Source organism: Micromonospora sp. CMU55-4 (assembly GCF_011602315.1).
In the GTDB taxonomy this organism is placed as follows: domain Bacteria; phylum Actinomycetota; class Actinomycetes; order Mycobacteriales; family Micromonosporaceae; genus Micromonospora; species Micromonospora chalcea.
The window spans coordinates 297,341-320,080 of the sequence record NZ_JAAOLH010000003.1 but is presented as its reverse complement, the minus strand read 5'-3'; the positions used below and the strand labels follow the sequence as shown (position 1 = coordinate 320,080).

17 protein-coding genes and 2 riboswitches are annotated in these 22,740 nt (G+C 73.7%); of the genes, 5 read left to right on the top strand and 12 right to left on the bottom strand.

Translation table 11 applies throughout. From position 1 onward, the window contains the following. Window positions 1-4: 4 nt before the first annotated feature. Entirely contained in the window at window positions 5-1,279 is a 1,275-nt protein-coding gene (locus tag HA073_RS07620; protein ID WP_240925580.1) for a DegT/DnrJ/EryC1/StrS family aminotransferase, read from the bottom strand. 105 nt (window positions 1,280-1,384) lie between these two features. Between HA073_RS07620 and HA073_RS07615 the strand changes: the two genes are divergently transcribed. The 3 genes from HA073_RS07615 to HA073_RS07605 are packed head-to-tail and all read left to right on the top strand — an operon-like array spanning window position 1,385 to window position 5,249. Further along, on the top strand, window positions 1,385-2,521 hold the full coding sequence (locus HA073_RS07615) for a glycosyltransferase (protein ID WP_240925579.1): 1,137 nt from the start codon (window positions 1,385-1,387) through the stop codon (window positions 2,519-2,521). A 14-nt stretch (window positions 2,522-2,535) separates the two neighbouring features. Then, a complete protein-coding gene (locus tag HA073_RS07610; protein ID WP_166456000.1) occupies window positions 2,536-3,975 on the top strand; it encodes a condensation domain-containing protein in 1,440 nt (479 codons plus the stop codon). A gap of 38 nt (window positions 3,976-4,013) precedes the next feature. Further along, window positions 4,014-5,249 carry an MFS transporter gene (locus HA073_RS07605; protein ID WP_166455999.1) on the top strand — a complete coding sequence of 412 codons (1,236 nt, stop codon included), beginning with the start codon at window positions 4,014-4,016 and terminating at the stop codon, window positions 5,247-5,249. Window positions 5,250-5,270: 21 nt separating this feature from the next. On the opposite strand, the gene HA073_RS07600 is transcribed toward HA073_RS07605, so the two are convergent. Continuing rightward, window positions 5,271-6,299: a ribonucleotide-diphosphate reductase subunit beta gene (locus tag HA073_RS07600; protein ID WP_043323372.1), complete on the bottom strand. Its 1,029-nt coding sequence runs from the start codon at window positions 6,297-6,299 to the stop codon at window positions 5,271-5,273. After that, complete coding sequence (locus tag HA073_RS07595) at window positions 6,290-8,698, bottom strand: ribonucleoside-diphosphate reductase subunit alpha (protein ID WP_166455998.1); 2,409 nt, start codon at window positions 8,696-8,698, stop codon at window positions 6,290-6,292. Before HA073_RS07595 ends, HA073_RS07600 begins: the two co-directional genes overlap by 10 nt. A gap of 112 nt (window positions 8,699-8,810) precedes the next feature. Continuing rightward, window positions 8,811-9,027: riboswitch (cobalamin riboswitch) on the bottom strand. 120 nt (window positions 9,028-9,147) lie between these two features. On the opposite strand from HA073_RS07595, the gene HA073_RS07590 reads away from it, so the two are divergent. After that, entirely contained in the window at window positions 9,148-9,975 is an 828-nt protein-coding gene (locus HA073_RS07590) for a PrsW family glutamic-type intramembrane protease (RefSeq protein ID WP_043323375.1), read from the top strand. A gap of 35 nt (window positions 9,976-10,010) precedes the next feature. Here HA073_RS07590 and HA073_RS07585 read toward each other — a convergent pair whose 3' ends face one another. From HA073_RS07585 to HA073_RS07565, 5 genes are all read right to left on the bottom strand, one after another. Next, a complete protein-coding gene (locus HA073_RS07585) occupies window positions 10,011-10,637 on the bottom strand; it encodes a LysE family translocator (RefSeq protein ID WP_166455997.1) in 627 nt (208 codons plus the stop codon). A 3-nt stretch (window positions 10,638-10,640) separates the two neighbouring features. Further along, on the bottom strand, window positions 10,641-11,153 hold the full coding sequence (locus HA073_RS07580) for an acyl-CoA thioesterase (protein WP_030499185.1): 513 nt from the start codon (window positions 11,151-11,153) through the stop codon (window positions 10,641-10,643). A 130-nt stretch (window positions 11,154-11,283) separates the two neighbouring features. Next, window positions 11,284-11,485: riboswitch (cobalamin riboswitch) on the bottom strand. 195 nt (window positions 11,486-11,680) lie between these two features. Further along, on the bottom strand, window positions 11,681-12,286 hold the full coding sequence (locus tag HA073_RS07575) for a copper resistance CopC family protein (protein ID WP_166455996.1): 606 nt from the start codon (window positions 12,284-12,286) through the stop codon (window positions 11,681-11,683). Between the two features lie 33 nt (window positions 12,287-12,319). Continuing rightward, entirely contained in the window at window positions 12,320-13,543 is a 1,224-nt protein-coding gene (locus HA073_RS07570) for a Dyp-type peroxidase (RefSeq protein WP_166455995.1), read from the bottom strand. Further along, complete coding sequence (locus HA073_RS07565; RefSeq protein WP_166455994.1) at window positions 13,540-14,106, bottom strand: copper chaperone PCu(A)C; 567 nt, start codon at window positions 14,104-14,106, stop codon at window positions 13,540-13,542. Before HA073_RS07565 ends, HA073_RS07570 begins: the two co-directional genes overlap by 4 nt. Window positions 14,107-14,319: 213 nt before the next feature. On the opposite strand from HA073_RS07565, the gene HA073_RS07560 reads away from it, so the two are divergent. Then, a complete protein-coding gene (locus tag HA073_RS07560; protein ID WP_043323380.1) occupies window positions 14,320-14,721 on the top strand; it encodes a Fur family transcriptional regulator in 402 nt (133 codons plus the stop codon). Between the two features lie 46 nt (window positions 14,722-14,767). Here the strand turns inward: HA073_RS07560 and HA073_RS07555 are convergent, their stop codons facing one another. The 4 genes from HA073_RS07555 to HA073_RS07540 form a co-directional block, all read right to left on the bottom strand. Then, on the bottom strand, window positions 14,768-15,160 hold the full coding sequence (locus HA073_RS07555) for an SCO5389 family protein (protein ID WP_043323383.1): 393 nt from the start codon (window positions 15,158-15,160) through the stop codon (window positions 14,768-14,770). Between the two features lie 141 nt (window positions 15,161-15,301). Beyond that, window positions 15,302-20,761, bottom strand: a complete 5,460-nt coding sequence (locus HA073_RS07550) for a carboxyl transferase domain-containing protein (protein ID WP_064445656.1) — start codon at window positions 20,759-20,761, stop codon at window positions 15,302-15,304. A gap of 232 nt (window positions 20,762-20,993) precedes the next feature. After that, entirely contained in the window at window positions 20,994-21,224 is a 231-nt protein-coding gene (locus tag HA073_RS07545) for a DUF2188 domain-containing protein (protein ID WP_043323386.1), read from the bottom strand. Between the two features lie 86 nt (window positions 21,225-21,310). Next, entirely contained in the window at window positions 21,311-22,690 is a 1,380-nt protein-coding gene (locus HA073_RS07540; protein WP_166455993.1) for a rhodanese-like domain-containing protein, read from the bottom strand. Window positions 22,691-22,740: the final 50 nt, after the last annotated feature.

The window sequence follows — 22,740 nt, the reverse complement described above, 5'->3', positions numbered from 1 at the left end:
CGGTTCAGCGGGTGAGCACCTTGGTGACGGCGGCGGCGATGTCCTCCATGTCCTGTTCGGTGCCGAGGAAGGTGCTGTGGTGTGTCTGGACGGTGTGTGCGGCGAGCCACTCGGTGTTGGGGTACGTGCGCTCCCGGTGGATCGCCGCGAAGCGTTCGGCCAGCGGCGCGAGCAGCGGCTTCGTCCACGGCTGCAGCAGGCGGCTGCGGTGCAGCGGCTCGTCGGTGCAGTAGAACCGCTGGCCCAGCTCGGCGGTGAGCGCGGCGGCCACGGCGGCGTTGTCCAGGCCGGCCGGCAGCTCGTCGAAGACGATCGTGCCCTCGTAGATCGAGATGCGGGTCTGCCCCGGCGCCGGTTGCAGCAGCCGTACGCCGTCGACACCGTCCAGCAGCTCGCCGAGCAGCCGGTAGTTGTGATTGCGCACGTCGTGCTGGCCGTCCAGGACGGCCAGTTGCGCGCAGGCCACGGCGGCGGAGAACTCGCTCAGGCAGAAGTTGGCGCCCTGCACACCGGCGCTCTCCTCCAGGTCCAGTTCGCCGGCCGGCGTCCGGTCGTCCCGGTAGCGGCGCGAATCGGCCCGCAGCTCCTCGAGCACCGGCGCGAGCGTGTCGTCGTCGGTGACCACGGCCCCGCCCTCACCGCAGGTGAGGACCTTGCCGTGCTGGAAGCTGAAGCAGCCGAGCCGGCCGAGCGAGCCGGCCTGGCGGCCCTGCCAGGTGGCGCCGTGGGCCTGCGCGCAGTCCTCCACGACGGAGATGCCGCGCGGCCGGGTGACCGCGTCGAGCGCCGGCACGTCGGCCATGTTGGAGGCCCAGTGCACGGCGACCACGGCCCGCGGGTCCACGGACAGGTCGAGGTGGTCCGGCCCGACGCAGCCGGTGTCCCGGTCGACGTCGACGAGCACCGGGACCAGGCCGGCGCGCAGCGCGGCGGTCGCGGAGGCGGTCCAGGTCAGCGCCGGTACGAGCACCGTCTCGCCGTAGCCGAGGCCGAGTGACTCCAGGGCCACCACCAGGGCACTGGACCCGTGGTCGACCGGCACGCAGTGGCGGGTGCCGACGTAGCGGGCGAAATCGGCGGCGAAACGTCGCTCGAACAGGACGGTGTCGCCGACGGACGGGCTGCTGATCGCCCACCGGCCGCCGGTCAGCACCGCGGACAGGTTGGCGGCGGCATCCGGCGCGGGGGTCGGCCAGCGTGGCCATGGGCGGTCCGGCGGGCGGACCGGCTGGCCGCCGTCCACGGCGAGCCGCCGGTCGATGGGGATGGAGGTCGTCATGCCTTCGACCTTGATGGCCATCGATACATCAGCGGTACATGTGCGATGGCCGCAACGGCCGGCGCTGTGTATCGGCGCTGTACCCCGGTGGTCGAACCTCGGGGCATGAGCCGATCCGCATCGCCCGTGGGCGAACCGACCGAACCCCGCGCCGTCACGCGCGGCGTCTCCGTGGTCATCCCGGTCAAGGACCGGGTGGCGGAGATGCGCCGCCAGCTCCGCAGTCTGCGCGACGCCGCCCCGAACTGCCCCGAGCCGGTGGAGGTGGTGGTCGTCGACGACTCGGCGCCCGCCGCGGCCGCCGCCCACCGGGCGGCCTGCGCCGAGTACGGCGCCCGCTACGTGCGCGGGCCCCGGCACGTCGGGGCCAAACGGAACCTGGGCGTCCGGCACGCCCGCCACGACCTGGTGCTGTTCACCGACTCCGACTGCCGGGTGCCGGCCGACCTGATCACCCGGTACGCGGCCCGGCTGCGCGCCTCCGGCGAGGAGGTCGCCGGCGTCACCGGCCCGGTGATCGTCGAGCCCGGCGACAGCGCGTTCTTCCGCGTGATGCGCCGCTCCTACCTGCTGCTCGGCGACCTGACCCGGCCGCTGCACTACGAGCGCGTGTCCTGGGGCGCCGGCGCGAACATGGCCGTCAAGCGTGCCGTCTTCGAGGCGGTCGGCGGGTTCCCGGAGGACTCCCCGATGCCGCTGGGCGGGGAGGACCTGCACCTCGGGCTGCTCCTCACCGACGCCGGCTACGTGCTGCTCACCGACCCGGACGGCGTGGTCACCCACGACACCGGCGTCGCCGACACCTTCCGCGCGGTCGCCTACCGGTTCACCACGTACGGGCGCTCCGAGCAGTGGCTCTGCCTGGCCCACCCGCACCGGCGCCGGTTCGTGCTCAACACCGCCAGCACGCTCGCCGTGACCGCGCTGGCCGGGCTGCTGACCGCCCGGCGCAGCGGGGGACGCAGCCTGCTCGCGGTGCCGGCCGTCGCGGCCGCCGTGATCGCCGCGAAGACGCCCGGCCGGCTCGGCGGCGACCGGGGACCGCGTGCGGTGGCCGAGTCGGCGGCCTGCGCGGCGATCGAGACGCTCTTCGACGGGGCCGCGTTCGTCACCTCGCTGCGGCTCGGCCGTCCCGACCTGCTCTTCACCGGCTTCCGCGCGCCGGACGAGGCGGACTACCAGCCGGACGAGACGGACCACCGGCCGGTCGCGCCGGTGGCCACGCCGCCGGTGGCGGCCTGACGGGGGGAGTGGCAGTGCCGACGACGTACCCGCTGGCCCCCGGCCAGCAGATGATGTGGGAGTTCATGACCGCGCTCGACCCGGCCCGTCCCGGCGCCTCACGGCTCGTGGTGGTGGAGTTCCGCCGGTTGCGCGGCACGCTGCGGGTCGACGTGCTGCGGCAGGCGATGCAGGACGTGGTGGACCGGCACGACGCGCTGCGGATGCGGTTCGACCGCATCGGCGTGCAGCCCGAGGTGCGGATCCTGCCGCACGTGGAGTCGCCGCTGGAGTACGTCGACCTGTCCGGACTGCCGCCGGCCGAGCAGCAGGCCCGCGTCGAGCAGATCGCGTACGCGCACCGCAACGACGCGTTCGACCCCGGCCGGGCGCCGCTGTGGCGGGCCGCGCTGGTCCGGCTCTCCGCGACCGAGCACGTGCTCGCGCTCTGCTTCTTCCACATGGTCTCCGACGGCTGGTCGTGCCGCGTCGTGGTGGAGGACCTGTGCCACGCGTACGCGGCCCGGCTCGGCGCGGCCGACCCGCAGCCGCCGCTGGGCGTGGACCCGGCCGCGCTCGCCGCGCTCCAGGAGGCGGAGCAGTCCGGCAACGGCGTCGACGCCGCCGCCCGGGCCGCGTACTGGCGGGACCGGCTGCGGCCGGTGGAGCCGTACCAGCTCTTCCCGGCGTCGCCGCCGGCGCCGGACGTCGCGCTCAGCGCCGAGGTGGCCACCCGCTTCGCGTTCCCGCCCGAGATCACCGCGCGGCTGCGCCCGGCCGCACGGCGGGCCCGCACCAGCCCGTACGTGCTGCTGCTCGCCGCGTACCTGGTGCTGCTGTCGCGGCGGGCCGGCCGGTCCCGGGTGGTGCTGGGCACCACCACGCTGGGCCGGGAGAGCCCGCTGTCCCGGCAGCTCGTCGGGCAGTTCACCAACAACGTCTACCTGCCGGTCGACGTTGCGCCGGACGCGCCGATGAGCGCTGTGGTCGGCGCCGCGCACGCCTCGCTGGCCGGGGCCGTCGCGCACGCCACCGCGTACCACCGGCTGGCCCGGGCGGTCCGTCCCGGCTTCGCGGCGATCCGCCCCTGGCCGGACAACCACCTGTTCGACGCCTGGTTCCAGTCCGCCGCGTCGGCGTCGCCGGTGCTGCACTGCCCGGATCTGCGGGTGGAGCCGGTCGACATCACCGCCCGGGCCGCGCCCGGCACCCCGCCGCCGGTGGTCGCCGCCGACGTGCCGCCCGAATGTCTGCCCGTCTGGGTCAAGCGGGGTTCACCGATCGTCGTGGTGGACGACGACCGGGCCGGCGGCGTGGTGATCCGCAACCGGGGTGTCTTCGGCGACGACCTGGTACGCGGGCTGATCGACGACTACGTCGCGGTGGTCTCGGCGCTCGTCACCGACCCCGGCACCACACCGGAACGGGTACGCCTTCCTGACGGTGCGTGCTTCCTCGACCACGCGATCGGGTAGGAGTTCCGACGGACCGATCCCAGAGAGGTACGACGACCATGACGGACACCTCGACGAACCAGCACACGACGGAGCAGCCCGCGCCGCCGGTGCCCCGCTCGGCCGTACGGGCCCGCTGGTCGGTGGCGCTGCTCTTCGTCATCATGGGCCTGGCCATCGGCGGGTGGTCGGCCCGCGTGCCGGAGGTGCGGGACGCGGTAGGGGTCGGCAACACCGGCTGGGGCCTGGCGAACATCGCCACGAACGCGGGGGAGCTGGTCTCCCTGGTCGTGGTGGCGGTGCTGATCAGCCGCATCAACACCCGCCGGCTGGCGCTGGCCGGGGCCGCGCTGATCCTGCTCAACGCGCCGCTGCTGGCCGCGTCCACCACTGTGGTGGCGCTGGTCGGCGGGCTCGCGGTCTGGGGCTTCGCGGCGAACCTGCTGGCCACGCCGATGAACGCCCAGTCGGTCGAGGTGCAGAAGCGGTACGGGCGGCCCATCCTGTCCACGTTCCACGCGGGCTTCAGCATCGGCATGCTGGTCGGCGGCCTCTGCGGCACCGGGGCCGCGGCGATCGGGATGTCGCCGTCGGTGCAGATGGCCGTCACCAGTGTCCTGCTGGGCGCGCTGCTGATCGGCACGCACCGCTGGCTGCCCGACACGCCCCGCCAGGAGACCAAGGACGGCGAGGCGCGGCGCCGGCTGCGTGACCGGTTCACCCCGCAACTGCTGCTGCTCGCGGTGATCGCCTTCCTCGCCTCGTTCATCGAGATGGCCGGCGCCCAGTGGAGCGCGCTGTACGCGACCGAGGTGGCCGGCGCCACGGCGGTGCTCGCCGCGGCCACGTACACCTGTCTCTCGCTGGCCGCGACCGTCGCCCGGCTGTTCGGCGACCGGCTGGCCGGCCGGGTCGGGCGGATCCGCTTCGTCCGGCTGTCCGCGCTGGTCGCGACAGCCGGCGTGGCGCTGCCGGTGGCGTACCCCCATCCGGCGGCGGTGATGGCCGGGTTCGGACTGCTCGGGTTCGGCCTGGCGTGCGTGACCCCGACGGTGCTCGGCTTCGCCGGTGAGCAGCCGGGCCTCACGTCCGGCGAGGGCGTCTCCGTGGTGGCGATGGGCCAGTGGCCGGGCGCGCTGCTCGCGGCGCCGGTGATCGGCCTGCTCGCCGGCGCGCTGGACCTGCGTACCGCGTTCGTGGTGGTGGCCGTGCTGGCGCTCGCCGTGGTGGCGTTGATCGGGCGGGTGCGGGCGGCGGCGCTGCCCGGCGAGAGCCCGGCCCCGCCCCGGCCGTGACGGCCGGGGCGGGGGCGGCGGTCAGAAGTCGTCGTCGAACGTGACGCTGCCGGTCACGCCGACCTGGTACGCCGACACCCGCCGCTCGAAGAAGTTGGACAGCTCCTGCACGTCCTGCAACTCCATGAACGCGAACGGGTTGGCGCTGCCGTACATCGGGGCGATGCCGAGCACCGCCAGGCGCCGGTCGGCCACGTGCTGGAGGTACTCGCGCATGTCGGCCAGCGACATCCCCGGCACGCCCTGGCCCAGCAGGTCCGCGGCGAAGCTCACCTCGCACTCCACCGCCTCGGCCAGCATCTCCTTCACCTGCTTCTCCATCTCGGCGTCGAACAGGTCCGGTTCCTCGGCGCGTACGGTCTCCACCACGTCGAACGCGAACGCCATGTGCATCGACTCGTCCCGGAACACCCAGTTGGTGCCGGAGGCCAGCCCGTTGAGCAGGCCCCGGGACCGCAGGAAGTAGACGTAGGCGAACGCGCCGTAGAAGAACAGGCCCTCGATGCACGCGGCGAAGCAGATCAGGTTGAGCAGGAACGCCCGCCGGTCGTCGCGGGTCCGCAGCTCCCGCAGCTCGAAGATCGAGTCGATCCACCGGAAGCAGAACTCGGCCTTGCGGGCGATCGACGGGATGTTCTCCACCGCGGCGAACGCGGCGAACCGTTCCTTCTCGTCCGGCACGTACGTGTCGAGCAGGTTCAGGTAGAACTGGACGTGCACCGCCTCCTCGAACAGCTGCCGGGACAGGTAGAGCCGGCCCTCGGGCGAGTTGACGTGCTGGTAGAGGTTGAGCACCAGGTTGTTGGCGACGATCGTGTCGCCGGTGGCGAAGAACGCCACCAGCCGCGACACCAGGTGCCGTTCGGCGGGGGACAGCTTCGCCAGGTCGGCGAGGTCCGAGTGCAGGTCCACCTCCTCGACCGTCCAGGTGTTCCTGATCGCGTCCTTGAACCGGTCGAAGAAGCGCGGGTAGCGCATCGGCCGCAGGGTCAGGTCCATGCCGGGGTCGAGCAGCATGTGCCGGGTCGGTGCGGTGGTGGTCACTGGCATGCCTCGCAGCTCTCGGGGTTCTCCAGGGAACAGGCCAGCGCCTCGTCGTCGCTCACGGCGGAGACCACGCCGGGCACCGGGGCGGGCACCGGGGCGGGCACCGGGGCGACGGTGGCCTGCTGGATGCGGGTGGCGGGACGGGAACGCAGGTAGTAGGTGGTCTTCAGCCCGGCCTTCCAGGCGTACAGGTACATCGAGGACAGCTTGCCGATGGTCGGCGCGCTCAGGAACAGGTTGAGCGACTGGGACTGGTCGACGAACGGCGCCCGCGCGGCGGCCAGGTCGATCAGCGCCCGCTGCGGCAGCTCCCAGGCGGTGCGGAACAGCTCCCGCACCGGCGCGGGCAGCTCGGTGATGTCCTGCACCGAGCCCTCGGCCCGCTTGATCCGGTCGCGGACCTGCGGCGTCCACAGTCCGCGGGCCTTCAGCTCCCGCACCAGGTACGTGTTGACCTGGAGGAACTCCCCGGACATCGTCTCGCGCTTGAACAGGTTGGACACCTGCGGTTCGACGCACTCGTAGCAGCCGGCGATGGAGGCGATGGTGGCGGTCGGTGCGATCGCCACCAGCAGCGAGTTGCGCAGCCCGCCTGCGGCGATCCGCTCACGCAGCGCCGCCCACCGTCCGGCCTGCGCCGGCTCCGCGCCCCACAGGTCCGGGTGCAGGTCACCCTTCGCGGCCCGGGTCTGCGGGTACGCCGGATGCGGCCCGAACCGCTCGGCCAGCCCGGCGGAGGTCTCCAGCGCGGTCAGCAGGATCTCCTCCTGCACGCGGGTGGACAGCTCCTTCGCCTCGGGGGAGTCGAACGGCAGGCGCAGCGTGAAGAACGCGTCCTGCAACCCCATCAGGCCGAGCCCGACCGGCCGCCAGCGCGGGTTCGACGCCGCCGCCTGCTCGGCCGGGTAGTAGTTGATGTCGATCACCCGGTCGAGGAACACCACAGCGGTGCGGACCGTGGCGCGCAGCCGCTCCCAGTCCACCCCGTCGGCGGTGACGTGGGCGCCGAGGTTCACCGAGCCGAGGTTGCACACCGCCGTCTCGGCGTCGTCGTTCACCTCCAGGATCTCGGTGCACAGGTTGGACAGGTGGATCACGTTGCCCGGCTCACCGGTCTGGTTGGACAGCCGGTTCGCGGCGTCCTTGAACGTCATCCAGCCGTTGCCGGTCTGCGCGAGCGTGCGCATCATCCGCCCGTACAGGTCCCGGGCCCGTACCGTGCGGACCGCGTTCTTCTCCGCCGCCCGGTACGCGGCGTCGAACGCCTCCCCGTACAGGTCGGGCAGCTCCGGGGCGTCCGACGGATCGACGAGCGACCACTCGCCGTCGGCCTCGACCCGGCGCATGAACTCGTCCGGGATCCAGTTGGCCAGGTTGAGGTTGTGCGTACGCCGGGACTCCTCGCCGGTGTTGTCCCGCAGCTCCAGGAACTCCTCCACGTCCGGGTGCCACGGCTCCAGGTAGACGCAGGCCGCGCCCTTGCGCCGGCCACCCTGGTTGACCGCGGCCACCCCGGCGTCGAGCGTCTTGAGGAACGGCACGATGCCGTTGGACCGGCCGTTCGTGCCCCGGATCAGCGCGCCCCGGCCGCGCACCCGCGACCAGGCGATGCCGATGCCGCCGGAGAACTTCGACAGCTTCGCCACCTGGTGGTAGCGCTCGTAGATCGAGTCCAGCTCGTCGCGCGGCGAGTCGACCAGGAAGCACGACGACATCTGGGTGTGCCGGGTGCCGGAGTTGAACAGCGTGGGGGAGCTGGGCAGATAGGCCAGGCTGGACATCAGCCGGTAGAAGCCGACCGCCTCGCCCGGGGTGCGGGACAGCCCGCAGGCCACCCGTAGCAGCCAGTACTGCGGCGTCTCCACCACCAGCCGCGACTGCGGGTGCCGCAGCAGGTAGCGGTCGGCCACGGTACGCAGTCCGAAGTACTCGAACCGCCTGTCGCCGTCCGGGTCCACGGCGTCGTCGAGCTTGCGGGCGTGCCGGGCGACGAATGCGGCCGTCTCGTCGCCGATCAGCCCCAGCCCGTGCGCGTACGCGATCGACTGGCTGAAGCTCGCCACGCCCTGACCGCGGACCTCCTTGTCCACGTACGCGGCCAGCAGCCTTGCCGCCAGCTTCGAGTACTGCGGCTCCTCGCCGATCAGCTCCGCCGCGGTCTGGATCGACAGCCGGTCCAGCTCGGCGGTGGTCGCCCCGTCGTAGAGCCCGCTGATCGTCTTGGTGGCCACCCGCAGCGGGTCCACCTCGTCCAGGTCGGCGACCCAGCGTTCGACCGCCCGGACGATCTTGCCGACGTCCACCGGCTCGGTGTCGCCGTCCCGTTTGCGTACCCGCATCGCCGGCCGGCGGGCCTCGGACCCGCCGCCGGTGGCCGGCGGGCTTTCCTGCACGACAGTCATGACCTCTCCTCGCTGTCACCGTCTGGAGACGGCGGGAGACGCCAACGGGCACGGCGCGGCCGGCCCGGCTGCTGGCGTCGGTCGTCCCGCGCGACCTCCGGCCGCCGTACGCGGAGGCGCACGGCGCGCTGGCAGGTCTTCGGACTCGCGGGCCCGACCGGGGTCGCCGGTCGCCTACCGGCCGTCGCTTCCCAGGCCGGTGGCCCAGTGCTGTTGACGGCTGTCGTTCCCACTCACCGCTGCGGGGCAGTCCCGGATTTCCACCGGGTTCCCTCTTGCCTCGGCCCCGCCCCGGAGGGCTCGGCCGAACCAGCTGCGGCACCACCATATATGGCGGTGGGGGCGGTTGGGCAACACCAGATGTCGTGTCGGGCGTGTCGCATGGATCTCACTGTCCACAGTGCCTACCCCCGATGCCGGCGCTCGCCGCCGGGCGCGATACTCGGCGTATGGGGAATACCGGACGCCGCTGGGCGTGGGTGGCGGTCCTGCTCGTCGGCGTCGGGCTTCACCTGCTGGTGCTGGAGACACTGTCCGGCACCGGCACCGTCACGTTCGTACCGGCGCTGATCGTGCTCGGCGCGTGCGTCGCGCCCGCCACGTTCCTGGCCTTCGCCCAGGGGCGGCCGGCCCGCCGCCCGGTCCCCGGCTCCGTCGTCGGCGTCGCCGCGCTTCTCGGCGGCGTGGTCGGCGTGGTCGCCGCCGGCTGGCTGGAGTACGGCACGCTGCACCGCCTCGGCGTCCTGCCGATGGCGCTCGTCGGCCTGGCCGAGGAGACCGCGAAGCTGATCGTGCCGGCCGGCATCCTGCTGCTGTGGCGGCGGCACCGGTCACCGGCGCAGGGCCTGGTGATCGGCGTGGCCTCCGGCGCCGGGTTCGCCGCGCTGGAGACCATGGGGTACGCGTTCGCCGCGTTCGTCGGGTCGGAGGGCAACCTCGGCGCCGTCGAGCGGACGCTGCTGGTTCGCGGTCTCACCGCGCCCGCCGCGCACCTGGCCTGGACCGGGCTGACCGCCGCCGCGTTGTTCACGTTCGCCGCCGCGCCCGGCGGCCGGAGACTGGCGGCGTTCCTGCTCACCTTCGCCGCCGCCGTCACGCTGCACACCTGCTGGGACACGTTCGGCACGCAGCCCGCGTACGTGTTCATCGGCGGTGTGTCGCTGGGCTGGGTGCTGCTGCGCCTGCACCTGGACCGCGAGCGGCCCGCCGCCCCGCCCCGGGCGCCGGAGCGTGATCCTCACCAGCTCGCCGAGGTGGCGGGGTCGGAGCCCTCCTGATGCCGCCATCTCGGCGAGCTGGAGTCGAGCAAGCGTCAGCCGGCGGCCAGCCGGACACCGAGCGCGACGAAGGCGACAGCGCAGAGCCGGTCGACCCGCCGCGACCAGCGGCTGTCGCCCCAGCGGCGGGCGAACCGCCCGGCGCCCACGCCGAGAGCCAGGTCCACGGTGAGCTGCACCGCGACGAACAGCGCGCCGAGCAGCACCAGCTGTGCCGCCACCGGGCCCGCGTCGGGCCGGACGAACTGCGGCAGGAACGCCACGCTGAACAGGATCATCTTCGGGTTGAGCAGGTTCGTGAGCAGCCCGCGCCGGAACGCCCGCCCGGCGCCGCCGCCGTCCGCCCCGTCCGCCGCGACGCCGGGCCGGCCCGTGCCGCGCAGCGCCCGCAGGCCCAGCACGATCAGGTACGCCGCACCGGCCCACCGGATCGCGGTGAACAGCACCGGGGACGCGGCGATCACGGTGGCGAGTCCGGCCACCACGGCGGCGACGTGCACCGCCTCCCCGGCCGCGACCCCGAGCGCCGCCACCGCCCCGGCCCGCGCGCCGTACCGGGTGGCGTTGGCGAGCACGAACATCATGTCCGGCCCGGAGGTGAGCATGAGCACCACGATCGCGGCCAGGTATCCCGCGAGCGTGGCCGCCGACAGTCCGAGCACGCCTCAGCCCTCCTCGGCGCCGTCGAGCAGCGCCCGGCGCAGCGCCAGCCGGTGTTCGCGCCGGATCTGCGCCTCCCGGTAGCGCCGCCGGTCACCGTCGGTGCCGGGCAGCAGCGGCGGCACCGGCCGGGGCTGGCCCTCGTCGTCCACGGCCACCATCACCAGGTGCGCGGTCGCCACGTCCACCGGCGGCACCGCGCGGTCCCAGCGGTCCGCGCTGACCTTCACGGCCACCTCCATCGAGCTGCGGCCGGCCCAGGTGATCCGGGCGTCCACGTGCACCACGTCACCGACGCGGACAGCGCGCAGGAAGGCCGTCTCGTCGATGGCGGCGGTGACGGCCGGTCCGTCGGAGTGGCGGGCGGCGACCACCCCGGCGACCGAGTCGATCAGGTTGAGGATCCGGCCGCCGTGCACCGTGCCCATCAGGTTGGTGTGGTGCTGGTCCATGATCTGCGACAGGGTCAGGTGCGACGCCGACGGTGGTCGGCCGGTGAGGGTGATGGCATCGGTCACGGTGCGGTTCCGTCCTCGCAGAAGCGGACCGCCGACCGGACGGGGGAGTTGCACGTCGAGGCACGCCGACGGCTCCCGCCCGGCGTGTCACCCGCCCGACCCACCCGCGAGGTCGACGGCAGCGCGCACCGGTGGTACGCGCGACGCGGGCAGGTCTTCGGACTCGCGGGCCCGACCGGGGTCGCCGGTCGCCTACCGGCCGTCGCTTCCCAGGCCGGTGGCCCAGTGCTGTTGACGGCTGTCGTTCCCACTCACCGCTGCGGGGCAGTCCCGGACTTCCACCGGGTTCCCTCTTACGACACCCGGCCGTCGCCGACCGGGTGAACCAGCGCTCCCGGCAGCCTAACCCAGCCCCGACCCGCCCTCGCCGCGACCCGCGTTCCGCCCTTCGGCGCACTGCCCCCGGCCGTCCCACAGGCGCGCAGGCTCCGGCACACCCGGTGCCGCCCCGCATGCGCCGTCCGCATGGCGGGACGTCTCTCCCGCTCATCAGGAAGCCGGGCGGACCCGCGTCAGCGGGCGACGGGTCAGGAGGCGCGGCGGCGTCGAAGCAGTAGCGCGGTCACGCCGGCTGCCGCCACCGCGGCGACCGCTCCGCCGACCAGGATTCCCACCGGCAGACCGCCGTCGTCGGCGCCCGTCGAGGCGTCGGCACTCGCCGGAGACGCGTCCGCGCCTGCCGCAGCGCCCGCCGAGACGTCCGCGGAGGCGGCCGGCGAGGGAGTGGCCGGTGACGGGGCGGCCGCCGGGGGAGCGGCCGGGTCGGCGACGGTGAAGCGGTACGAGCCCTGGACCGGGTGGCCGTCGCGCGAGACCACGCGGTAGGCGACGGTGTAGGTGCCGTTGGCCAGCGGCTCCTCGATCGTCACCGTGCCCGTCGCGCCGTCCACGGCGGGCGCGCTCGCGGGCACCTGACGGTCGGTGGAGTCGCGCAGCGTGATGGTGGTGAAGGCCGGGTTGAGCCGTTGCAGGAACCGCAGCGTCACCTGCGTCGGCGCGGTGGTGAGCCGGGCGTCGCGGGCCGGCGTGGCCTCCTGCAGCGAGTTGTGCGCCGCCGCGGGCGTGGCCGGGACCAGCAGCAGCGCCGCGGTGAACAGCGCGGCGAGGAGTGCGGAGACGGTACGGGTACGCATGACGCGCCTTCCTGGTCGTGGTCAGCGTCGTGGTCAGCCGAGCAGTTGCTGGCCGATCCAGCCGCCCTCGGGGCAGCCGGGCGGTACGGCGAACACGGCGGAGCCGATCGGGGTGGTCCACTCGTTGAGCAGGTCCCGTTCGGCCAGCCGCCGCTGGATGGGCAGGAACTGCCGGGCGATGTCGGCCTGGTACGCGGCGAAGACGAGCCCGCTGTCCGCGTGTCCCTCGGCGGTCGGCGCGCCGTCGTAGTTGTAGGGCCGGCGCAGGATCTTCTGCCGGTCGTCGGTGACGCGGGCCCGGGTCAGGTGCGAGAAGTCCGGGATCACGGTGAGCCCGTCCGGTCCGAGCGCGGCGAAGTCGGGCTCGTCGTGCTCCGCCTCGCCGGTCAGCGGCGCGCCGGTGTCGAGGCGCCGGCCCACCGCGAGTTCCCGGTCGGCGCGGCCGAGCAGGTCCCACGTCTCCAGGTTCATGCTGATCCGGCGCACCACCAGGGTGGTGGAGTCGCGCAGCCAGTCCGGCCCGTCGGTCACCCAGACGGCGGTGTCCGCCGACACGCCGGGCTTCGGGTTGGCGGTGCCGTCGAGCTGGCCGAACAGGTTGCGCTGGGTGCGTCCGGGCTCGGCGCCGGCGGCCCGGCGGAAGCCCTGCTGCACCCAGCGGACGGTGGCGAACGGGCGGCTGTCCTTGGTCAGGACCCGTTGGGCGTGCGCGACGGTGAGCGGGTCGTCGGCGCAGATCTGCAGCAGCAGGTCGCCGCCGGACCAGCGGGGCTGCAACCGGTCGATCCGGAACGCCGGCAGGTCGGCCACCGACGTGGGGCGGCGGTCGTCGAGCCCGGCGGCGTAGAGCCCGGGGCCGAAGCCGAACGTGACTGTCAGCCGGGCCGGCAGCAGGCCCAGTTCCGGCTCGGTGTCGGCCAGCGCCGGGCGACCCTGGGTGAGCCGGGCGGCGTCGTCGGAGAGCAGTCGCAGCATCCGCCCGAGCGCGGCCCGGTCCGTGTCCGGGCGCAGCGTGTACGCGACGAACGCGGCGTGCGCCTGGGGCTCGGTGGTGACACCGGACTGGCGCGCGCCGTGGAACGGCTCGACAGCGCTGCCGACCTGGGCCACCGGGACGGCGTCGTCGGGGCGTACCCCGTGGGAACGGAGGGCGGCGAGGGCACCCGCGCCGGCCAGCGCGCCCCCGGCGGCCGCCGCGCCGCCGGTGAGCAGGCCGCGCCGGCTGACCCGGCGCGCGGGCGCGCCGGTTCCGGTCATGACGCGGGGCTCGCGCCGTGTCCGGGCGCGTACGTCTCCTGGGCGCCGGTGAACGGCTTGGCCACCGCGGTGAACGTCTGGGTGCGCCCGTCGGCGAAGGTGAGCGTGACGTCGAGCTGGTCGCCGGGGCGCACCGGGCGGGTCAGGTCCATCAGCATGAGATGGTCGCCACCGGGCTCCAGCGCGGCCTGGGCTCCGGCGGCGACCACGACGCCGCCCTGCTTCTGCCGCATCGCCATCTTCCCGTCGGTCATGGCCATCTCGTGGATCTCGGCCCGGGACACGTCGGTGGTCACCCCGGTGATCGTGACGTCGGCGTCGCCGTCGTTGACGAGCGTGGCGAACGCGGCGGTCATGCCCTTGTCGGCGGCCTTCACCCACGGGTCGCGGATCGTCAGCACGCCCGCTGCCGCGCTCGCCGGGGGCGAGGCGGGCGCCGACGCCGACGGCGCGGTTGTGGGCGTGGCGTCGGCGGAGCCGCAGGCGGCGACGGACGCGGCCAGGACGGCGGCGCCGATCAGGGCCGCCGTGCGTGGGAAGCGTCGGCTGGTGGTGCTGGGCATGCGGTCGTCCCCTCGAAGATCCGGTGTTCGTACCGTTGGTCGGGGCGGCGCCGCGGATAGTTCCGGCCCGGGGAGTCGGTCGCGTCACATGCACCCGGGCTCACCGCGACCGGGGACCGGGGAGCGCCCGGAAGGCATAATGGTTCCGGGTGTCACGTGGCGCGCCGGGCGCGGCCGTGGCCGGAGAGGGCGCCCGGACGAGGGAGGCGGACGGTGACGGCGACGACCGGGGCGACCCGCAACACCCGGCAGCGCGCCGAGGTGCTGGCGCTGCTGCGGGAGCTGGACGGCTTCCACAGCGCGCAGCAGTTGCACCAGATGCTCGTGCAGCGGCAGGCGAAGGTGGGTCTGACCACCGTCTACCGGACGTTGCAGCTGCTCGTCGACAACGGCGAGATCGACTCGGCGCGGCTGCCCGGCGGCGAGCACCTCTACCGGCGGTGCAGCCAGAGCCGCCATCACCACCACCTGGTCTGCCGCCGCTGCGGCCGTGCGGTGGAGGTGGCCGGCCCGGCCGTGGAGCGGTGGGCCGACCAGGTCGCCGCGCAGCACGGTTTCACCGACGTCGGGCACACCCTGGAGATCTTCGGCACCTGCGACCGCTGCGCCGCCTGAGCCACCGCCGCGGGCGGGCGGTGACCCGCCCGCGCCGGGCCGCCGGTCAGCAGTTGCGCAGCGCCGGTGACTGGTTCAGCAACTGGCCGCGGCTGGAGGTGAACCGGCGGTACGCCTCGGAGCCGGCCGCGCCGGGGCGGAAGGCTGCCACCCGGTGGCAGTTCTGGAACGCCAGCGTGATCCCGAAGTGCCGCTCCAGCCCGGCGCGGATCGCGTCGCTGGCCATCGCGCGCAGCAGTTGCCCGCGCTCGGCGTCGCCGGGCGGCGGCACGACGTTGTCGGCGAACTCGGCGTCGGTCGCGGCGAGGTCGGCGGCGACCCGGCTGACCGTCTCCCAGGCGTACGGCAGGGAGTCGCGGACACAGGCGACGAACGCCTCCTCGTCGACGGGACCGGTCTCGGCGGCGTGCAGCAGGGCGGGCGGAACGGTGAGCGACATGGGTCCTCCGGCAGCTCTAACGAACACGGTTTCCATTACCATCTGAGCACACCATGTCGCCGGACGACCGTCAAGGACCGGCGCACGCGAAACGGCGGACGGACCCGAAGGCCCGTCCGCCGTGTGACGTCGCGGAACGTGTCAGCGCAGGTGCGCCTCGATCGCCTCGATGACCCGGGGCCGCAGCTCGGCGGCGCGGATCACCGCGTCGACCGAGCCGACCTCGACCGCCCGCTGGATGCTGTGCACCCGGTCGAACTCGGCGGCCACCTCGCCCAGCTTCTCCGCCCGCACCGACCCGCGCAGCTCGTCCAGCTCCGCGCTGAGCGTGGCCCGCTCGGTACCGGTGGCGGACGCCACCCGGCCCTCCAGCTCGCGTACCCGGGAATCGGCCGCGGTGCGGGCGGCGACCTCACCGGCGAACACCACGGCGGCGGCCGGCGCGCCACCGAGCACCGAGGCGAACGACCCCTCGATCGCCAGCACCGTCATGTCCGGGTTGAGCGCCTTGGAGAAGACCACGAACGCGCCGCCGTGATAGCGCGAGATCACGCAGAACACGATCGGGCCGCGGAAGTTGACGATCGCCCGGCCGATCTCCGCGCCGTACTCCAACTGGAGCTTGCGCATCGACTCGGGTGAGCCGTCGAAGCCGGACAGGTTCGCCAGCACGACCAGCGGCCGGTTGCCGCTGGCCGCGTTGATCGCCCGCGCGGCCTTCTTCGAGGAGCGCGGGAACAGCGTGCCCGCGGTGTAGGTGTCCGGGCCGTCGGTGGGCGGGAAGCCGTGCCGGGGCACCGACCGCGACTCGATGCCGAGCAGGCACACCGGGATGCCGCCCAGGTGCACGTCCTGCACCACAGCGGTCTCCGCGTCGGCCATGCCCGCCCACCGCTCCAGCACCGGATGGTCCTGGTCGGCGAGGGCCCGCATGACGGTACGGATGTCGAACGGCTTCTTGCGGTCCGGGTTCGCGGTGGCGGAGAAGATCTCGCCCACCGTGGCGAAGTCGCTGCCGGCCACCGCGTGCGGGTAGCCGCAGATGTCCCGGTCCACCGGGTCCATGGTGACGGCCCGGCGCGGCGCGTGCTCGCCCGGCACGACGTACGTGTGGTCGTAGTGCGCCATCAGCACGTCCCGCGCGCCCGGCAGGTCCGGCGCCCAGTACTGCGCCTGCCCGTTCGGGCCCATCACCCGGTCGTAGCCGCCGATGCCGAAGTTGTCCTCGGCGGACACGCCGCCGGAGAAGTCCAGCGACTGCTTGCCGGTGAGCACCATCGCCGAGTCGGGCGTCATGACCAGCACGCCCTTGGTGTGCATGAGCATCGTCGCCTCGGCGTTCCAGTACGGCTGGGCGCCGACGTTGATGCCCGCGACCACGATGTTGATCTCGCCGCCGTCCTGGGTGAACTCGACGATCCGCTTCAGCGCCGCGGCCACCCAGTCCATGTTCTCGGTGCCGGAGGTCATCGAGATCCGGGCGCCGGCGCTCAGCGCGTACCACTCCAGCGGCACGCCCATCCGCTGCGCCAGGTCCAGCGCGGCGATCACCCGCCGGCACTCCGGCTCGGACAGCGCGCCCAGCGACTTGGTCGGATCGCCGAGCAGCACCACCCGGGTCACGCCCTGCGGGTGGCGGGGCGTCGGCGTGGTGACCACGCCGGCCACGATCGCCGCGCTGTTGCGGCCCTTGGGCCGGTCCACCGGCACCAGCTGGTGGTCCGCGTCCAGGTCGTGCTCGACGAAGTCGCCCAGCAGCCCGGTCAGCTCGTACGGGTAGACGGTGTTGCGGCTGGCCGCCCGCAGCACCTTCAGCCGGTACTCGTCCAGCGGCTCGACCGGCTCGCTCGGCGGCTCACCCACGTCGAGCCGGGCGTGCCCGGTGACGTCGAAGGTGATCCGCACGCCGACCTTGGTCAGCTCGCCGGTACGGCGGTCGCGCTGGCGCGCGATGAACAGGATCTCCTCCAGCTCCGCGCCCACCGTGGTGGGGCGTACCCGGCCGGCGATCAGCTCCATCTCCTCGCGGGTCAGCTCGCTGGGCGGCCACACGTAGATGACGATCCGGTTGGTCGGGAACCGCGACTTCGACGGCCGCCGCGACTGCGCCCGGCGAATCGAGTCGATGCAGGCCGCCACCGTGTCCTCGGTGGTGGGCAGCGACACCAGGCGGCCGTCCTGCTCCCGCAGCCCGGTCAGGTCGCGTACCTGCGCGAACGCGACCAGCCGCTGGTCGGACGGGTTCTGCCGGGCCACCGCCTGGAACAGGTAGACCTCCTCGTCCAGCGACGGCAGGCGGGTCAGGTCGAACTCGCGCAGCCGCTCCAGCTGCATCCGCTGCGCGATGTGCGGGTGCAGGCCGCGGATCAGGCGCTCCTCGGCCATCCCGTTTTCGCCGGGCCGGAACGTGAAGTGGTGGTGCATCACCGCGCCGCCGCGCCCGGCGACGGTGGTGGTGATCCGGCGTACCGCCGCCGGCAGCGGGTGCGCGTTCAGCACGTCGAGCAGCGCGGCGGCGGTGGCGTCGAAGTCCTCGGGCTGGTTCTCCCAGGACAGGTAGACGTCCGCGTCGACGGCGTCGCGGTCGCCGGCCACCTCGGCCAGTCCGCGCAGCGCGTCGCCGAGCGCGTCGAACCGCACCGCCGCCGACACGACGCTCGAACCGTCCCGCCCGGCCACCACGAACGTGCAGCCACCGGTGGCCCGGGTGGTGACCTCGGTGAGCGCCTTGTTGCCGTAGTAGCGGCGGGTCAGCACCTCCAGCATCGTCGCGTTGTCCAGGTCGTCGCGGACCAGGCGCTGGCCGAGCAGCCGGACCAGCGGCTCGGTGCTGCGTACCATCTCGGCGACCCGGTCGGCGCGGTCCGGCGCGTCCGGGTGCGTGTCGAGGTGCCGCAGGTGCGCGCGGACCCGCGCGTAGACCCGGGCCCGGTTGCGGCGCAGCAGCGGCTGGGCGAACCAGGCGAACACCACGCCCCGCGCCAGGTCGGCGACGACCGGGAAGCGGACCTGGGTGGCCGCGACGAGACGCTCCAGGGTGAGGCCGGCGGGCTCGCGCAGCGCCTCGTCCGGCGGCGGCTCGCGCAGCCACGAGCGCAGCAGCGCGGCGATCACCGTGGCGTCCGCGGCGGCCCGCTGCAGGGCCAGGAAGATCCGGAAGACCGCGGCCTCCAGCTCGGGGGAGCGGTCCAGCTCGGTGACACCGTAGTGGGCAAGCGCCTTGGCGAGGCGGGCCCGGAACGAGTCCGGGGAACCGGCCCGCTCGACGTCGAGGCTCTGCAGGTAGGTGTGGAAGTACTCGCGGGCGCTGTGCACGTGCCCGGCCGGCCCGTCGTCGCCGGGACGGTTGCGGCTCAGCTCGGCCAGGTCGGCGAAGACGCCGACCAGTTCCAGCTCCTCGGCCAGCGGCCGGTGCCCGGCCTCGGTGGCCGCCCGGCGCGCGTCCAGGTAGTCGTCGAGCACCCGGCGCTCGTCGTGCGGGTCGACGTCGTAGCCGAGCAGCAGCGCGCACAGGTCCTCCTGGCCGCGCTCGGCCCGGGACCGCGCCGGCACGTCCGCCGCAGGCGCCGGCAGGTCCAGCTCGACAGCGGGACCGGCCGGGCCGTCGGCGGCCTCGGCGCCTTCCTCGACGAGCGGCTCCAGACGCAGCAGCGGCGCACCCGCCTCCACCTGGGTGCCGACCTGAACCGACGACTCCTTGAGGCGGGCCCGGAACGGCGCGCGCAGCACCGTCTCCATCTTCATCGCCTCCAGCACCAGCACCGGCGCGCCGGCCTCGACCTCCGCGCCGACCGCAAGTGGCGTGGCGACCACGAGCGCCGGCATGGGGGAGCGCACCACGCCGCCCTCGTCGCGGCTGATCCGGTGCGTCACGCCGTCGACCTCGACCAGGTGCACCGGGCCGTGGGTGTCGGTGAGCAGGCGGAACCGGGCGCCGTTGACGGCGATCTGGCCGGTGTGCCGGTCGAAGCGGTCCAGCTCGACGTCGGCAGTGCGCACGTCGCCACCGGCCTCGACACCGACCCGGAACCGGTGCGCGCCGACCCGGGCCACCCGCATCCGGTAGGTCACGCCGCGCAGCTTCAGGTCCAGCGGCCGGCCGCTGCGGTGCTGCACCTGCGGGCGTCCACCCGCCGCTGTGGACAGCAACCGCTGCCGCTCGGCGGTCTCGTCCTCCTCGTAGGCCTCGATCGCGGCGGCGGCGAGCGCGACGGCGGAGTGCCGGTGCGCGACCAGGCGGCCCTCTCCGCGTACCCGGTCGATCCAGCCGGTGTCCGCGCTGGCGTCGATCACCTCGGGCTGGTCGAGCAGGTCGAGCACGAAGCTCTTGTTCGTCGCGCCGCCGGCGATGACCACTGTGGTGTTCGCCATCGCCCGGCGCAGGCGGCCCAGCGCCTCGTCCCGGTCCCGGCCGTACGCGATGATCTTGGCGATCATGGAGTCGAAGTCGGCCGGGATGGTGTCGCCCTCGCTGACGCCGGTGTCGACCCGGATGCCCGGCCCGGCGGGCAGGTCCAGCCGGGTGATCCGGCCGGGGGAGGGCGCGAAGTCGCGGTCCGGGTCCTCGGCGTTGAGCCGCGCCTCGATCGCGTGCCCGCGCTCGACCGGCGGCTCGCCGGTGAGCCGGCCGCCACCGGCCACGTGCAACTGCGCCTTGACCAGGTCGAACCCGGTGGTCGCCTCGGTGATCGGGTGCTCGACCTGAAGGCGCGTGTTGACCTCCAGGAAGGCGAACAGCCGGTCGCCCGGGTGGTAGAGGAACTCGACAGTGGCCGCGCCCCGGTAGCCGACCGCCACCGCCAGGCGCTCCGCCGAGGCCTTCAGCTCCGCCGCCTGCTCCGGGGCGAGCACCGGCGACGCGGACTCCTCGATCACCTTCTGGTTGCGCCGCTGCACCGAGCAGTCCCGTACCCCGAGCGCCCACGCGGTGCCCTGGCCGTCGGCGATCACCTGCACCTCGACGTGCCGGGCGCCGGTGACCAGGCGCTCCAGGAACACCACGCCGCTGCCGAACGCCCGCGCCGCCTCCTGGCTGGTGCGCTCGTAGGCGTCGGCCAGTTCGGCGTCGCTGCGGATCACCCGGATGCCGCGCCCGCCGCCACCCGCCGTGGCCTTCAGCATCAGCGGGTAGCCGATGTCGGCCGCCGCGCGCAGCGCGTCCTCCAGGCTCTCCACCGCGCCGCGGCTCCACGGCGCGACCGGCACGCCGACCTCCTCGGCGATCAGCTTCGCGCCGATCTTGTCGCCGAGCTTGCGCATGGCGTCCGGGCTCGGCCCGACGAACGTCACGCCGATCTTCTCGCACAACTCGGCGAACGCCGGGTCCTCGGCCACGAAACCCCAGCCGACCCAGGCGGCGTCCGCGCCGGTCTCCACCAGCGCGCGTTCCAGCGCCTTCAGGTCCAGGTACGGGCGGGCGGACGCGGGGCCCAGGTCGTAGGCGACGTCCGCCTCGCGGACGAAGGTGGCGGTACGGTCGACGTCGGTGTACAGCGCGACGGTCTCGATCCGGCTGCCGGTCTCCGCGGCCAGTTCCCGGACCGCGTGGATGAGCCGCATCGCGGACTCACCACGGTTGACGATGGCGACACGGGTGAACACGTGACCGTCCCCTTCGATAGAACCACGGTGGCGCGCCGGGTGGCGACGATGCCCCCGGCTTGCCTCACCCTTCCGCCTGCGCGCGTACGGCGCCATGTCGTAACGGCCGAAGCCTGAGCGGGAGCCGTTGTAGGAACCGAACAAAACTTTTTAGCCAGCCACTCACTACCCGCCGGTACGCGCTACGGCGCCGGACCCGTGCGGGTCCGGCGCCGTGACGTGCGTGCGGGGCTCAGCCCGGAATGTCCCGGGGGTCGCGCTCGCGGGGGTACGTGTTCTTCTCGCCGATGGTGCCGTCCTGCTTCTTGATCACGTGCTCGGTGCCGCGCTCGACCGCCATCTCCCGGCCGGCCGCCTCCGCCTCCGCCTTGGTGTCGTGGCGGCTGCTCGCGCGCTCGTTGCCCTCCGGCCGGTTCTTCCACTGCCCGTCCTGCTGGTAGGTGTCGATGTCGCCCTTCGCCATGCCGTCAGCTCCCTCGATCGCGTGTCCGATGACAAATGTCTGCCCATGCGAGGGGAGTGCTAATCCTGGCGGCCCGGATCCGTGCCTCACGCCGTGGCGTGCAGGCCCTGCCAGGCGCCGTAGCCGCCGAGCAGATCGGACACGTCGGCGTGACCGGCGTTGCGCAGCAGGCTGGCGGCGACCGAGGAGCGGTAGCCGCCGGCGCAGTGCACGACGATCGGGCGCCCCACGGGCACCTCGCCGAGGCGGTGGGTCAGCTCGGCCAGCGGGATGTGCCGGGAACCGTCCACCGCGCCCTGCTCCCGCTCAGCGGCGTTGCGGACGTCCAGCACCACCGGCGCGTCCGGGCCGTCGAGGGCCGCGCGCAGCTCGGTGGCGGTGACCCGGCTGGCCCGGGTCATCTCGGCGGTCATCTCCAGGAAAGCGCTCTCGGGCTTGCGGAGGTAGCCGATCACCCGGTCGAAGCCGATGCGGGCGAGGCGGACGACGATCTCCTCCTCCCGGTCCTGCGGGGTCACCACGAGCACCGGTCGGTCGGGTGCGACGACGCTGCCGGCGGTCTCGGCGAACCTGCCGTCGGCCGGGACGTTGAGCGCGCCGCGCAGGTGCCCGGCGGCGTACTCCTGCGGGTCGCGGGCGTCGACCACGACGGCGCCGTCGGCTCGGGCGGCCAGGAACTCGGCCGGGGTGAGTGGGCGGGCCGGCCGGGCGTGGTCGAACAGCTCCCGCGCCTTGCGGTTGAGCACCGCGTCGAAGGCGAAGTAGCCGGGCGCGGCCGGCTGCCCGCCGGTGACCAGGGCGAGGAAGCGCTCCTCGCTCATCGGCGCGCAGGCGTAGTTGGTGCGGCGCTGCTCGCCGATGGTGGACTGCCGCTCGGTGGACAGGTTCTTGCCGCAGGCCGAGCCGGCGCCGTGGGCGGGAAAGACGCGTACCTCGTCGGGCAGGCCCATCAGCTTGTGCTGGACGCTGTCGTAGAGCATGCGGCCGAGTTCCTCGGCGGTCACGCCGAGCGAGGCGAGCAGGTCGGGGCGGCCGACGTCGCCGATGAACAGCGCGTCGCCGGTCAGCACGCCGTACGGGACCGCGTCGTCGGCGCGCTCGTAGACCAGGATGCTGATCGACTCGGGTGTGTGGCCCGGGGTCTCCATGATCTCCAGGGTCACGTCGCCGAGGCTGATCCGTTCGCCGTCGGTGAGCTTGCGGCTCGGGTACTCGGTCTCGGCCCGGTGCCCGTAGCCGATCCACGCGCCGGTCGCGGCGGCCACCTCGAGGTGCCCGGCGAGGAAGTCGGCGTGGAAGTGGGTGTTGATGACGCCCTCGATGGTCAGGCCGTGCGCCTTGGCGTCGGTGAGGTACTCGTCGATGTCCCGGCGCGGGTCGACGAGCACGGCCCGGCCGGTGCGGTCGTCGGCGATCAGGTACGAGGCCTGGGACAGGCAGTCGAGGTAGTACTGGGTGAACAACATGAGCCGCACTCCTTCGCGCAGTGATGTCGGGCGATACGGCAACTGTAGCG

Excerpts from the sequence above, each read along its gene's own strand:
- HA073_RS07595 (WP_166455998.1), bottom strand. The coding sequence starts at position 8,698 with ATGACTGTCGTGCAGGAAAGCCCGCCGGCCACCGGCGGCGGGTCCGAG.
- HA073_RS07565 (WP_166455994.1), bottom strand. The coding sequence starts at position 14,106 with ATGCCCAGCACCACCAGCCGACGCTTCCCACGCACGGCGGCCCTGATC.
- HA073_RS07590 (WP_043323375.1), top strand. The coding sequence starts at position 9,148 with ATGGGGAATACCGGACGCCGCTGGGCGTGGGTGGCGGTCCTGCTCGTC.
- HA073_RS07615 (WP_240925579.1), top strand. The coding sequence starts at position 1,385 with ATGAGCCGATCCGCATCGCCCGTGGGCGAACCGACCGAACCCCGCGCC.
- HA073_RS07575 (WP_166455996.1), bottom strand. The coding sequence starts at position 12,286 with ATGCGTACCCGTACCGTCTCCGCACTCCTCGCCGCGCTGTTCACCGCG.
- HA073_RS07555 (WP_043323383.1), bottom strand. The coding sequence starts at position 15,160 with ATGTCGCTCACCGTTCCGCCCGCCCTGCTGCACGCCGCCGAGACCGGT.
- HA073_RS07605 (WP_166455999.1), top strand. The coding sequence starts at position 4,014 with ATGACGGACACCTCGACGAACCAGCACACGACGGAGCAGCCCGCGCCG.
- HA073_RS07600 (WP_043323372.1), bottom strand. The coding sequence starts at position 6,299 with ATGCCAGTGACCACCACCGCACCGACCCGGCACATGCTGCTCGACCCC.
- HA073_RS07540 (WP_166455993.1), bottom strand. The coding sequence starts at position 22,690 with ATGTTGTTCACCCAGTACTACCTCGACTGCCTGTCCCAGGCCTCGTAC.
- HA073_RS07620 (WP_240925580.1), bottom strand. The coding sequence starts at position 1,279 with ATGACGACCTCCATCCCCATCGACCGGCGGCTCGCCGTGGACGGCGGC.
- HA073_RS07570 (WP_166455995.1), bottom strand. The coding sequence starts at position 13,543 with ATGACCGGAACCGGCGCGCCCGCGCGCCGGGTCAGCCGGCGCGGCCTG.
- HA073_RS07545 (WP_043323386.1), bottom strand. The coding sequence starts at position 21,224 with ATGGCGAAGGGCGACATCGACACCTACCAGCAGGACGGGCAGTGGAAG.